Source organism: Virgibacillus sp. MG-45, assembly GCF_036409425.1.
Classification (GTDB): Bacteria; Bacillota; Bacilli; order Bacillales; family Amphibacillaceae; genus LDC-1.
Map to the genome: position 1 here is coordinate 38,591 of NZ_JAXOFU010000007.1, position 13,613 is coordinate 52,203.

The following is a 13,613-nucleotide window of genomic DNA, read 5'->3' on the forward strand; positions in this document are numbered from 1 at the left end:
AAAAAACAGAAAATGATGCATAAAAACGGGGAGGATGAATGATGGACATATATAAGCCGAAAAATCCAGTTCGATTTGTGACAGCATCTAGCTTGTTTGATGGACATGATGCTTCGATAAATATTATGCGCCGGATTTTGCAATCAAGCGGTGCAGAGGTGATTCATTTAGGCCATAATCGTTCTGTTGAAGAAGTGGTGCACGCAGCGATTCAAGAGGATGCCCAAGGTATTGCAATCTCATCTTATCAAGGCGGGCATGTAGAATATTTTAAATATATGATTGATTTATTAAATGAAATGGGAGCATCGCATATCCATGTATTTGGTGGCGGTGGTGGGGTAATTATCCCTCGAGAAATAAAAGAACTGCATGCATATGGCGTTACTAAAATATTTTCACCAGAAGATGGTCGAGAAATTGGCCTACAAGGTATGATTAATTTCATGCTAGAAAAATGTGATGTAAATCCGCCAATCGATGTAGAAAAAGACAAAGCAAGACTTACTAAAGGCGATCGTCAGGCAATGGCAAAGTTTATAACGTATATGGAAAATGCAGCAGAGGATAATGAAGAAAAAGCAAACGTGCTTCGTTCACTTGCTGAATTAGGAAATAGTGCGACCCCTGTTTTAGGAATTACAGGTACTGGTGGAGCGGGGAAAAGCTCACTAACCGATGAACTAATTCGTCGCTTTATCCATGAAATTCCCGATAAAAAGATAGCTATCATTTCCATTGATCCAACGAAACGAAAAACAGGTGGAGCCTTGCTTGGTGATCGTATTCGGATGAATGCCATTTTTTCTGATCGTGTTTATATGCGTTCATTGGCAACACGGGATTCTCGGAGTGAACTTTCCAAAGCAATTCAGGATGTTATCACAGTTGTTCGTGCATCAGGTTATGATTTCATTATCGTGGAAACGAGTGGAATTGGGCAAGGAGATGCAGCAATAACGGATATTACAGATTTGTCGATGTACGTGATGACGGCAGAATTTGGTGCGCCTACACAGCTTGAAAAAATCGACATGATCGATTTTGCAGATTTTATCGTCATTAATAAATTTGAACAAAAAGGCTCTGAGGATGCATTAAATCAAGTTCGGAAACAATATGAACGCAGTCATATGCTTTTCCATCAGGATAAGGAAAAATTTCCTGTTTTCGGAACGATAGCAAGTCAGTTTAATGATGCCGGAACAAATGCTTTATTTGCTGCAATTGTCGATACATTAAATGAAAAATATGCTTGGAATGAAACAATAGATTTTGAGCGTTATAAAATTGCTGAAAAGCAAAATATGATTATTACGAACGAACGGCGTCATTATTTGCGTGAGAATGCACAATATGTTCGCAACTATCATCAAGATATTAAAAAACAAAGTACCATTGCACGTAAGCTTTATCAGCTAAATGGTGTGATAGCAGATGTTCCGGATGACACCGTAAAAGAAACGCTACAAGCGACCGTCTCATCCTATGAAAAGCAATTACAGCCAACGGCGAAGGAAATGTTAGAGAAATGGGAAGAAACCGCTCAAAGCTATAAGCAGGACACAATGACATTCAAGGTTCGCGATCGAGAAATCACGATGGATATTGTAACAGAATCGTTGGCAGGAGTTAAAATTCCAAAGGTCGCTTTTCCAACATACATGGACTGGGGAGAACGGCTAACCTGGTTGATGAAGGAAAATGTACCAGGTGCTTTTCCTTATACTGCTGGTGTTTTTCCGTTTAAGCGAAAAGGAGAAGATCCAAAGCGACAATTCGCTGGAGAAGGAACACCAGAGCGAACGAATAGACGGTTTCACTATTTGTCGAAAGATGATGATGCGAAACGGCTTTCAACGGCATTTGATTCCGTGACATTGTATGGGGAGGATCCGGCACATCGCCCGGATATATATGGAAAGGTTGGCGAAAGTGGCGTTAGCATTTGTACGTTAGAGGATATGAAAAAGCTATATGATGGCTTTGATTTAATTGATCCAATGACCTCGGTATCAATGACAATTAATGGACCGGCACCAATCATATTAGCAATGTATTTTAACACAGCAATTGATCAGCAAGTGGAGAAATATAAAAAGGAGCATGGACAAGAGCCGGCAGGAGAAGTATACGAACAAATTAAAAAAGATACATTAGCTGTTGTAAGGGGAACAGTGCAAGCAGATATTTTAAAAGAAGATCAAGGACAAAACACGTGTATATTTTCAACGGAATTTGCGCTCCGCATGATGGGCGATATACAGCAATACTTTATAGATCATAAGGTGCGTAACTACTATTCTGTATCTATTTCTGGGTACCATATTGCTGAAGCAGGAGCAAATCCGATTACCCAGCTTGCATTTACACTTGCAAATGGATTTACGTATGTAGAGTATTATTTAAGTCGGGGAATGGATATTGATGATTTTGCGCCGAACCTATCTTTTTTCTTCTCGAATGGATTAGATCCAGAATATACTGTAATAGGACGTGTTGCCCGCAGGATTTGGGCAATTGTAATGCGGGATAAATATGGTGCAAATGAACGGAGTCAAAAGCTCAAATATCATATCCAAACATCTGGTCGATCTTTACATGCGCAGGAAATTGATTTTAACGATATTCGTACAACATTACAGGCATTACTTGCTATTCAGGATAATTGTAATTCCTTGCACACGAATTCCTATGATGAGGCGATTACAACACCAACTGAGGAGTCTGTGCGTCGAGCAATGGCAATTCAAATGATCATTAATAAAGAATTTGGGTTGACCAAAAATGAAAATTCCTTACAGGGCTCCTTTATCATTGAGGAACTAACAGACCTTGTTGAAGAAGCGGTTCTTCAGGAATTCGAGAAAATGAATGATCGTGGTGGTGTGCTTGGAGCAATGGAGCGTCAATACCAACGCGGGAAAATACAGGAAGAATCACTTTATTATGAAAGTAAAAAGCATTCGGGTGAATTGCCGATCATTGGTGTAAATACGTACTTAAACCCGAATCCGCCTTCTGAAGAGGAAATCGATTCAATGGAGCTTGCTCGTGCAACAGAAGAAGAAAAAGAGCATCAGATCCGAGAGCTGCATCGCTTTCAAGAAAGCCATAAAGAAGAAGTGATAGATGCATTAGACCGATTAAAACGGACTGCTGCTTCTGGTGGGAATATTTTTAGTGAATTAATGGAAACAGTAAAAGTAGCTAGTTTAGGACAAATTACAAATGCGCTTTATGAGGTCGGTGGACAATATCGAAGAAATATGTAGAATGCGTGAGGGGAATTAGCCAGGAGGTATCCTCCTGGTCTTTTTTTTGAAGTTATAAATATTTCGGTCGGTTTATTTGAATACCAAAATTTTTTGCCCTAGCTTTCTTTTTTAACATCGGTGTGGAAGAATAATCGAGTAATGGCTAATATTAGAGGTTTTCGCTTAATCGCTTTTCTTTTCATCATTTATGCAGTATAATAATCAGAGTTTTTCAAAGGCGTATCTAATTTTTTATGCTAGCATAATCGGTTATTATTTGTTTATAATGTATGGTATGATTTATACTGCATAAATGGAAAAAACTTCTACTTACAGCTATTTACCTGTATCTAATTACAGGCTGATGAAATATGTAAAGATAAATTAGGCGAAAAGCCTCAATAACATAAGAAAAGGGAGTGCGGTAACGTGAGCTTGAAAAATTATAGCCGCGAGGAATTAAAGCAAATGTCAATGATTGAATTGGCAGACCTCATTTTGTTGGATGAAAAGAAAGCAATTCATTTTAAAGACATTTTTGACAAAATTGCTGATCTAAAAGAATTGACAAATAAAGAAAAAGACGATTACATCGCACAGTTTTATACGGACTTGAATGTAGATGGTCGTTTTATGATGATTGGATCTAATATGTGGGGCTTAAAACGTTGGTATCCTGTTGAACAAATTGATGAAGTGATTATGGTCCCAAAAAAGAAAAAAGCAAAGAAGAAAAAAGCGGCCATTGTGGAAGATGACTTGGACTTTGAAGAAGAAGACGAAGCGATTGAAGTTGATGATATAGATGAAGACGACTTTGATGATGAATTCGAAGATTATGATGATGAAGATCTTGATGACGAAGATCTAGAAGATGAAGAAGACGATCTTGAAGATGACTTGGATTTTGAAGAGGATGAATCTGAGGAAGAAGAAAAATAAAAAGGTAGCTTGACTTTTCCATGCTGGATGAGTACAATTTTTATTGGGCTCCTTAAATTTGGAATATCCAAGCGTTTCCCCTAGGTGGGGAGGCGCTTTTCTTGTTTTAGATAGGTTGTAGCGGAAGAATCGTTGCACCAAGTAACTGTTATTTTCTAAACGATGAGTGAAAGCACCCACATGATGAAATACATTATTTTGCAATATTTTTCGCAATGAATCAGTGTGCATGGAGCATGATAAGAATAGGCGCACGATCAATTGCATTTTTTTATTTACTTACCAATTATAAAGAAAGAGGGATAAGAGAATGACCAAGTATGTTTTTGTCACTGGCGGTGTTGTATCATCCTTAGGAAAGGGAATCACTGCTGCATCATTAGGAAGATTATTAAAAAATCGTGGATTAAAGGTAACGATTCAAAAGTTTGATCCATATATTAATGTCGACCCAGGGACGATGAGTCCGTATCAGCATGGAGAAGTTTTTGTAACAGAGGATGGAGCAGAAACGGATTTGGATTTAGGTCACTATGAACGCTTTATTGATATTAATTTAAATAAGTATAGCAATATTACAACAGGGAAAGTTTATTCCAGTGTAATAAAAAAAGAACGTCGCGGTGATTATTTAGGCGGCACAGTGCAAGTGATTCCGCACATTACAAACGAAATCAAAGAGCAAGTCGTTCGTGCAGGAGAAGCAACAAATGCAGATGTTGTTATTACGGAAATTGGAGGAACGGTAGGAGATATCGAGTCTCTTCCATTTCTAGAAGCAATCCGTCAAATCAAAAATGATATCGGTAAAGAACATGTGATGTATGTCCACTGTACGTTAGTGCCTTATATAAAGGCGGCTGGAGAAATGAAAACAAAGCCAACACAGCACAGTGTGAAGGAATTGCGATCATTAGGCATTCAACCAGATGCAATTGTGTTACGTACAGAGCTACCAATTAGTAAAGAAATGAAAGAAAAGATTGCCCTTTTCTGCGACATTAACGAACAAGCAGTTATTGAAATGCAGGACGCTGAAGTCCTTTATCAAGTGCCAATTGCGTTACAAGAACAACATCTAGATCAATTGGTTTGTGATCATTTAGGAATGAGCTGTGCTTCAGCAGATATGGATGAGTGGAATGATCTTGTAAGTAAAGTTCAAAACCTAACGAAGAAAATCAATATCGGTCTTGTTGGGAAATATGTTGAATTACCAGATGCGTATTTATCCGTCGTTGAAGCTTTAAAACATGCTGGCTATGAATTCGATGCAGACATTGAGATTCATTGGATTAATTCAGAAGCACTTGATAATGAAACGATTGATGAAAAATTATCTCATGTAGATGGTATCATTGTGCCTGGGGGATTTGGAGACCGTGGTATCGATGGAAAAATAGAAGCTATTCGCTATGCACGTGAAAATAATATACCATTCTTTGGTATATGTCTTGGTATGCAGCTTGCCACAATTGAATTTGCTCGAAATGTAGTTGGGTTGGCTGGTGCACACTCAACAGAGATTGATTCTAATACACCACATCCAATTATTAGCTTACTTCCAGAACAGGAAGGGTTATCTGATTTAGGTGGCACGCTCCGACTTGGGAAATATCCATGTAAATTAGTAGATGGTACGAAAACCAAAGCAGCTTATGGTGACGTCGATATGATTGAAGAGCGCCACCGTCATCGTTATGAATTTAATAATGCATATCGTGACCAGTTATCAGAGCAGGGACTAATATTTTCAGGTACAAGTCCTGATGGACGACTCATTGAAACAATTGAGGTAAAGGACCACCCTTGGTTTGTAGCCTGCCAGTTCCATCCGGAGTTTAAGTCTCGTCCAACAAATCCACATAGTTTGTTTAAAGGGTTTATCGGAGCTTCTGTTAAAAATAGTAATGGGAACTAGATCATTAACAAAATCCAGCAGAAAAGTATTATCTGCTGGATTTTGTTTCCTCTAAAAAATATAAAAACGTCTTAAAAGTAGTAATAAAGCCCTAAAAATAGTAGAGCAGGTCTCAAAAGCAACAGCTGAAACGTAATGTTTATTGGATGCTCTATATATAATTACTATAAAGTACGGTAAAATTGTCGATTGTTCGTTAAAAAGAAGGATTTTAAGGGGGGTTTATAGAAAGTAACAAATGGGGATAAACGTGGAATGCTATAAAGGGGGATATGGTATGGATCAGCGAATATTGATTGTCGATGATGAAATAGGTATTCGGTTACTTTTGGAAGAAATTTTAACGAACGAAGGATATGCGATTGAAACAGCCAACACGGGACAAGAAGCATTAGATAAATTAATGCAACAGACATTTGATCTTCTGTTAATCGATTATAAATTACCTATCCTAGACGGGATAGAAGTGTTAGAACAGCTACAAAATAATGACGTCTCAATACCAACCATATTAATGAGTGGAATGATGGAATCGATTAAACAAGAAGTAGAAGCTATACCTATGGTGAAACGGATATTAGGAAAACCATTCAACGTAATCGATGTTTGCAAAATTGTCGAATCTGTATTTAATTGATTACATTATAGCCAACCTTCATACCTACATGCAAAGAGCGATGTAGGTTTTGCTTTATTCATTATTTCTTCCTCTTTTTAGAATTACCTCAATTGTTGCGACTTAGGGTTTGAGTTGGTATTCTATAGATGACGTTAATTTAATTGCAGTCAGATTAACTTCATCTTGAAGAATGTTCAAAAGGTAGTATGCATTTAACCTCTTTGAACACCATAAAAAAGGAGGATGTAATATGCCATTAGTATCGATGAAAGAAATGTTGAATAAAGGAAAAGAAAATGGCTATGCAGTAGGGCAATTCAACTTGAACAATATGGAATACGCACAAGCTATCTTGCAAGCAGCAGAAGAAGAAAAATCCCCAGTTATTCTTGGTGTTTCAGAAGGTGCTGGCAGATACATGGGTGGCTATAAAGTCGTGGTTGAAATGGTAAAGGCATTGATGGAGGAGTATGGGACAACGGTGCCAGTGGCCATTCATTTAGATCATGGATCTAGTTTTGAACAATGCGCAAAGGCAATTCATGCAGGATTTACGTCTGTCATGATTGATGCCTCAGCAGAGCCGCTAGATGAGAATATCGCAATTACTAAAAAAGTAGTAGAGCTAGCTCATTTTCACGGTGTATCAGTAGAAGCAGAGCTTGGACGTGTCGGTGGTCAAGAAGATGATTTGATTGTTGATGAGGCGGAGCAAGCGTATGCGATTCCGGAAGAGTGTGATAAATTAGTTAGAGAAACAAAGGTTGATTGTTTTGCACCTGCTTTAGGATCGGTCCATGGTCCATATAAGGGAGAGCCTAACCTTGGATTTGATCGGATGGAAGAAGTTATGAAGCTGACTGGAGTTCCTCTTGTTTTACATGGCGGAACAGGTATCCCGACGAAAGATATTGAACGAGCTATCTCGCTAGGAACTGCAAAAATTAATGTGAATACAGAAAATCAGATTGCACAAGCAAAAGCGGTACGTGAAGTACTTGCTGAAAATCCGGATGTTTATGATCCACGTAAATATTTAGGGCCAGGACGAGATGCGATTAAGGCAACCGTTATTGGTAAAATGCGCGAATTTGGTTCTTCGCAAAAAGCGTAAAGCATACATGTTTAATTTTAAGCAGCATATAATGAGCTTTGATATAGAAGTCATTTAAAATAATTAAAAGTAGTCTTCAAGGTGAAAGAGAGGATCAAGTTACATGAAATTTTTTATTGACACTGCAAATATTGAGGATATTCGTAAAGCCAATGCGCTTGGTGTTTTGGCAGGTGTAACAACCAATCCAAGTCTGGTTGCAAAAGAAGGCGTTTCTTTTCATGACCGTTTGCGCGAGATAACAGAAGAAGTCTCTGGCTCGGTTAGTGCGGAAGTTATTTCCGAAGATGCAGAAGGAATGATCAAAGAAGGGAAAGAGCTTGCAGCAATTGCTCCAAACATCACCGTTAAAGTACCTATGACATTAGAGGGGTTAAAGGCGGTAAAAGCGTTTAGTGATTTAAATATTAAAACGAATGTAACCTTAATTTTTAATGCGAACCAAGCCTTGCTAGCTGCTCGAGCAGGAGCAACTTACGTATCTCCATTTTTAGGTAGATTGGATGATATTGGACATAATGGCATGGAACTAATCGCTACGATCGCAGAAATTTTTGATCGTCATGCAATTACAACAGAAATTATTGCTGCTTCCATTCGTCATCCGTTGCATGTTACTGATGCCGCTCTACATGGTGCTCATATTGCTACGGTTCCATACAGTGTGCTAGGACAGCTTGTTAAGCACCCATTAACAGATCAAGGGATTGAAAAGTTTCTTGCTGATTGGAACAATCAAAAGTAAAAAACGAAACGTGTGATTGATATCATGGAGATTCCCGATGTTAATTCATGCTAAAGAATTTGACGAAGTAGACAATAATGAATGAAATAAGTTCTTTAAATTAATAATGTGACGGGGCTGGGCATTATTTTGACTCAGCCTCATCTATTCTCGTTTTATTACGATTGTTATGAATACGCGCATAGAGATGGGAAATAGTTGTGTTTTAAAGGGAAATAAAGCATAATTTGTGAAAAGCGGATAGATCAAGTAGTCGCTTTATAGCTTAATCGGCTCAGAACGCGACGTCCTGTACGTCATCAAAAAGTGAGGGTTTTGAATGCAGAAAATGTTGGTAGAAGGCGGTCATTTGTTAAATGGGAAGGTCCGAATCAGTGGTGCTAAGAACAGTGCAGTTGCTTTGCTTCCAGCAGCAATTTTAGCCGATTCTGAAATTACATTGGAAGGACTTCCGAATATTTCTGATGTATATACACTTGCATCGCTTCTGGAAGAAATAGGTGGTCATGTATCATGGGGTCCTGATCAAACGATTCACATTAATCCAGAGCATATGATTTCCATGCCGTTGCCGAATGGGAAAGTGAAAAAGCTTCGGGCTTCTTACTACTTTATGGGAGCAATGCTAGGTAAGTTTAAAAAAGCGGTTATTGGACTCCCTGGCGGTTGTTTTTTAGGGCCGCGTCCAATTGATCAACATATCAAGGGGTTTGAAGCACTTGGAGCTGAAGTGACAAATGAACAGGGTGCTATTTATTTGCGAGCAGATGAATTAAGAGGAGCAAGAATTTATCTGGATGTTGTCAGTGTTGGTGCAACCATAAATATTATGCTTGCGGCAGTAAAAGCAAAAGGTAAGACGATTATTGAAAATGCTGCAAAAGAGCCAGAAATTATTGATGTAGCAACACTGTTAACAAACATGGGCGCAAAGATTAAAGGTGTTGGAACAGATGTCATTCGCATTGAGGGCGTACCTTCTTTGCATGGGTGTAAACATACGATTATTCCAGACCGAATTGAAGCTGGAACATATACAATTGCAGCCGCTGCTGCGGGAGAAGAAGTTATTATTGATAACGTCATTCCGCAACATTTGGAATCGTTACTTGCAAAGCTTCGTGAAATGGGAGTTACCGTCGAAGAACAAGATGATCAGCTTTATATTGCTTCTCGAGGTCCGCTGAAAAGTGTGGACGTCAAAACCTTGGTTTATCCAGGGTTTCCAACAGATCTGCAGCAACCCTTTACTTCGTTATTGACAAAAGCAGAAAACACCGGTGTGATTACCGATACGATCTATAGTGCGCGCTTAAAACATATTGACGAATTGCGGAGAATGAATGCTATAATAAAGGTTGAAGGTGGATCAGCGATTGTTTCTGGACCTGTTCAACTAGAAGGAGCTCGTGTCAAAGCTACTGATTTACGTGCTGGAGCGGCCCTAGTTATTGCCGGATTAATGGCGAATGGGGTAACGGAAATAACGGGATTAGAGCATATTGATCGAGGCTATGAACAAATGACAGAGAAATTAAATGCGCTTGGTGCAAATGTTTGGCGTGAAGATATGACAGAGGAAGAAATTATTCAGTTTCAAAACTCTTAATGTATGCCAAACAAAAGGTTTCTACATAAACAGAGTAACCATGAAATCAAGTGTGCGTAAAGCCATCTTTGTATAAAAATACTTTCTTGGGATGAGGGTATTTTTAATAAAGGAGATGGATGACATGGAAAGAAGTTTAACTATGGAACTAGTTCGCGTTACAGAGGCAGCTGCGCTATCGTCTGCACGCTGGATGGGTAGAGGTAAAAAAGACGAAGCAGATGATGCAGCAACAACTGCGATGCGTAACGTTTTTGATACAATACCAATGCAAGGAACCGTCGTTATTGGAGAAGGTGAAATGGATGAGGCGCCAATGTTATATATTGGGGAAGAACTTGGCACTGGATCCGGTCCTCTAGTTGATGTAGCAGTAGATCCATTGGAGGGAACAAATATTGTTGCCCAAGGAACATGGAACGCCCTTGCAGTTATTGCAATTGCGGATCATGGACAACTACTTCATGCTCCAGATATGTATATGAAAAAAATAGCTGTCGGCCCAGAGGCTGTCGGTAAGATCGATATTAATGCTTCTACAGAAGAAAATCTGCAAGCGGTAGCTAAAGCGAAAAACAAGGCAATGGAAGATGTTGTAGCCATTGTTCTAGATCGCCCTCGTCATGAACAACTAATTAAAGAAATTCGTCAGGCAGGCGCTCGTATTAAATTGATCCCTGATGGGGATGTAGCAGCAGCTATTAATACGGCGTTTGATGATACAGGTGTCGATATTTTATTTGGTATTGGTGGTGCCCCTGAAGGTGTGCTTGCTGCTGTTGCGCTTAAATGTCTTGGTGGGGAGATACAAGGAAAGCTCATTCCATCAAATGATGAGGAACGAACACGCTGTGAGAAGATGGGCATTTCTAACTTGAATAAAGTATTTATGATGGATGATTTTTGTGGTGGAGACGATGCTATTTTTGCTGCAACAGGAGTTACAGATGGAGAACTTCTAAAAGGAGTCCAATTTAAAGGCACAAAAGCAACCACACAAACTGTTGTCATGCGAGCAAAAAGCGGAACGGTTCGCTTTATTGATGGCGAGCATAGCCTTAAGAAAAAACCAAATCTTGTAATGGGTTAAGCAAGCAATAATAATTAGATACTCGTTATGATAGGATGACTAGATGTAAAAACGCTGGTTACCTTTAATTAACCAGCGTTTTTTCTAAAAAACCGAGATTCTATGAAACTAACATAAAAAAGTTGAATATCACAGGAAAACCAAGTATTATTGTAGATGTTTAAGTATGTAGAAGATTGGATACGATACAAATGAGCATGGTTTCTGAACAAATATGCTCTATCGTGCAACGCTATATTAAAAACTTCCATTCTAGCTTCTAAATTAACCTTCATTTAAAAAACAATTACTACGAACAAAGAAGTGAAATCTCTTCCAACTGATCCAACGAATATAAAGTGAAATAATAAACAAGTGGGTTTTTATGAAATCGTTTTATAAACTAAATCGTTGGCGATAATTGGGTTCATGCATAAAATTGTTTATCCACTGTGATAGATGATGTAAAAAAAATTAGGTGTGGTGATTTTATTGTCATTAACTATTTCGCAATTAGAGGAACTAACATTAAAAGAAATATATACATTAGCGAAAGAATATAAAATATCTTATTACGCAAAACTAACGAAGCGGGAGCTTATCTTTGCAATTTTAAAGTCGCAAGCTGAAAAAGATGGGTTTTTATTTATGGATGGTATACTAGAAATTATTCCTTCTGAAGGCTTTGGATTTTTACGTCCTATTAACTATTCTCCAAGTGCTGAGGATATTTATATTTCTGCCTCGCAAATTCGTCGTTTCGATTTGCGTAATGGGGATAAGGTTTCTGGAAAAGTACGACCGCCCAAAGAAAATGAACGTTATTATGGCTTGCTGCATGTAGATGCAGTAAATGGGGATGATCCGGAAACAGCAAAAGAGCGTGTTCATTTTCCTGCATTAACAGCATTATATCCAAATCGTATCATGAATTTAGAAACAGAAACAAAAAAACTATCCACGCGAATCATGGATTTAATGACACCGGTAGGGTTTGGGCAGCGTGGACTTATTGTGGCTCCACCTAAAGCTGGAAAAACAATGCTTCTAAAGCAAATTGCAAATAGTATTTCTACGAATCATCCAGAAGCAAAGTTGATTATTCTGCTTGTGGACGAGCGTCCGGAAGAAGTAACAGATATTGAGCGTTCCGTGCATCCAGATGTAGATGTTGTTAGCTCTACGTTTGATGAATTACCTGAAAGTCATATAAAGGTTTCAGAGCTCGTACTAGAGCGGGCAATGCGTTTAGTAGAGCATAAGCGGGATGTTATCATTTTAATGGATAGTATTACAAGGCTTGCAAGAGCATATAACCTTGTTATTCCACCAAGTGGGCGTACGCTTTCCGGTGGGATCGATCCTGCGGCATTCCATCGACCAAAACGATTTTTTGGAGCAGCTAGAAATATCGAGGAAGGTGGAAGCTTTACAATACTTGCAACAGCATTAGTGGACACGGGTTCACGCATGGATGACGTAATTTATGAAGAGTTTAAAGGAACAGGTAATATGGAGCTCCATCTTGATCGTAATCTTGCGGAACGAAGAATCTTTCCGGCAATTGATATTTTACGCTCAGGTACAAGAAAAGAAGAACTGCTTGTTGATAAAAACCATCTAGATAAGATGTGGGCGATTCGGAAAACAATGCAGGATTCCCATGATTTTCTGGACCGCTTCCTAAGAAGATTAAAGGCTTCCAAAAACAATGAAGAATTTCTCCAGCAAATGGATGAAGAGATGAAGCGTCGAGGATTAAAGCGGCAGTAAAAAGACGATTTAAAACGAATTTTATTTTTCGATTCTAATCTATCTATTGCAATCAGTGGACTACACTGTTATAATCTTAACGTGAGTTTACAAAAGGTATTGCACCGAACAACTCTGTTTCCTAAGGATTCAGGGCATAAAGGAGTGGAAAGATATGAAAAAGGGCATTCATCCTGAATACAGAAAAGTTGTATTCCTTGATACTAGCTCAGATTTTAAATTCTTAAGTGGATCTACAAAATACTCAGAAGAAACAATTGAGTGGGAAGATGGAAACACCTATCCATTAATCCGTGTGGAAATTAGCTCGGATTCACACCCATTCTACACTGGCAAGCAAAAAGCTGACAAAGTTGGCGGCCGCGTAGATCGATTTAAGAAAAAATATAACATGAATTAAAAAGCTTCGGTTTTAGTCGATTTCTATAAATGGAATCTCTAAAGCCAAAGCTTTCTTTTTGAAACAGAAAAAACAGGTGATTGTTGATTGCCTGTTTTTTCTACTTTATAAGCAATGCCAAGGTTTATTTATTTGAGGTTTTACAGAGTGAAATTTTAATAGGA

General features: G+C 38.5%; 10 protein-coding genes. All 10 read left to right on the plus strand.

Annotated elements, in window-relative coordinates:
* Positions 1-38: 38 nt before the first annotated feature.
* The 10 genes from icmF (at position 39) to SPK86_RS09080 (ending at position 13,449) form a co-directional block, all read left to right on the plus strand.
* Positions 39-3,275 carry a fused isobutyryl-CoA mutase/GTPase IcmF gene (icmF, locus tag SPK86_RS09035; RefSeq protein ID WP_330949163.1) on the plus strand — a complete coding sequence of 1,079 codons (3,237 nt, stop codon included), beginning with the start codon at positions 39-41 and terminating at the stop codon, positions 3,273-3,275.
* A 411-nt stretch (positions 3,276-3,686) separates the two neighbouring features.
* Complete coding sequence (rpoE, locus tag SPK86_RS09040) at positions 3,687-4,199, plus strand: DNA-directed RNA polymerase subunit delta (protein WP_284140149.1); 513 nt, start codon at positions 3,687-3,689, stop codon at positions 4,197-4,199.
* A 310-nt stretch (positions 4,200-4,509) separates the two neighbouring features.
* Entirely contained in the window at positions 4,510-6,120 is a 1,611-nt protein-coding gene (locus SPK86_RS09045; protein WP_330949164.1) for a CTP synthase, read from the plus strand.
* A 277-nt stretch (positions 6,121-6,397) separates the two neighbouring features.
* A complete protein-coding gene (locus tag SPK86_RS09050) occupies positions 6,398-6,757 on the plus strand; it encodes a response regulator (RefSeq protein ID WP_284140147.1) in 360 nt (119 codons plus the stop codon).
* A 232-nt stretch (positions 6,758-6,989) separates the two neighbouring features.
* Positions 6,990-7,853, plus strand: coding sequence for a class II fructose-1,6-bisphosphate aldolase (fba, locus tag SPK86_RS09055; RefSeq protein WP_284140146.1), 864 nt, complete (start codon positions 6,990-6,992; stop codon positions 7,851-7,853).
* 103 nt (positions 7,854-7,956) lie between these two features.
* Positions 7,957-8,598: a fructose-6-phosphate aldolase gene (gene fsa / locus SPK86_RS09060; protein ID WP_330949165.1), complete on the plus strand. Its 642-nt coding sequence runs from the start codon at positions 7,957-7,959 to the stop codon at positions 8,596-8,598.
* 319 nt (positions 8,599-8,917) lie between these two features.
* Complete coding sequence (locus tag SPK86_RS09065) at positions 8,918-10,207, plus strand: UDP-N-acetylglucosamine 1-carboxyvinyltransferase (protein WP_284140144.1); 1,290 nt, start codon at positions 8,918-8,920, stop codon at positions 10,205-10,207.
* A 124-nt stretch (positions 10,208-10,331) separates the two neighbouring features.
* On the plus strand, positions 10,332-11,297 hold the full coding sequence (glpX, locus tag SPK86_RS09070; RefSeq protein ID WP_284140143.1) for a class II fructose-bisphosphatase: 966 nt from the start codon (positions 10,332-10,334) through the stop codon (positions 11,295-11,297).
* Positions 11,298-11,762: 465 nt separating this feature from the next.
* A complete protein-coding gene (gene rho, locus SPK86_RS09075) occupies positions 11,763-13,049 on the plus strand; it encodes a transcription termination factor Rho (protein ID WP_284140301.1) in 1,287 nt (428 codons plus the stop codon).
* A 154-nt stretch (positions 13,050-13,203) separates the two neighbouring features.
* Positions 13,204-13,449: a type B 50S ribosomal protein L31 gene (locus tag SPK86_RS09080; RefSeq protein WP_284140142.1), complete on the plus strand. Its 246-nt coding sequence runs from the start codon at positions 13,204-13,206 to the stop codon at positions 13,447-13,449.
* Positions 13,450-13,613 lie beyond the last annotated feature (164 nt).

What these genes read in the sequence shown, in the direction of transcription:
- icmF (WP_330949163.1), top strand. Translation starts at nt 39, where the DNA reads ATGATGGACATATATAAGCCGAAAAATCCAGTTCGATTTGTGACAGCA.
- SPK86_RS09045 (WP_330949164.1), top strand. Translation starts at nt 4,510, where the DNA reads ATGACCAAGTATGTTTTTGTCACTGGCGGTGTTGTATCATCCTTAGGA.
- SPK86_RS09050 (WP_284140147.1), top strand. Translation starts at nt 6,398, where the DNA reads ATGGATCAGCGAATATTGATTGTCGATGATGAAATAGGTATTCGGTTA.
- fba (WP_284140146.1), top strand. Translation starts at nt 6,990, where the DNA reads ATGCCATTAGTATCGATGAAAGAAATGTTGAATAAAGGAAAAGAAAAT.
- fsa (WP_330949165.1), top strand. Translation starts at nt 7,957, where the DNA reads ATGAAATTTTTTATTGACACTGCAAATATTGAGGATATTCGTAAAGCC.
- SPK86_RS09065 (WP_284140144.1), top strand. Translation starts at nt 8,918, where the DNA reads ATGCAGAAAATGTTGGTAGAAGGCGGTCATTTGTTAAATGGGAAGGTC.
- glpX (WP_284140143.1), top strand. Translation starts at nt 10,332, where the DNA reads ATGGAAAGAAGTTTAACTATGGAACTAGTTCGCGTTACAGAGGCAGCT.
- SPK86_RS09080 (WP_284140142.1), top strand. Translation starts at nt 13,204, where the DNA reads ATGAAAAAGGGCATTCATCCTGAATACAGAAAAGTTGTATTCCTTGAT.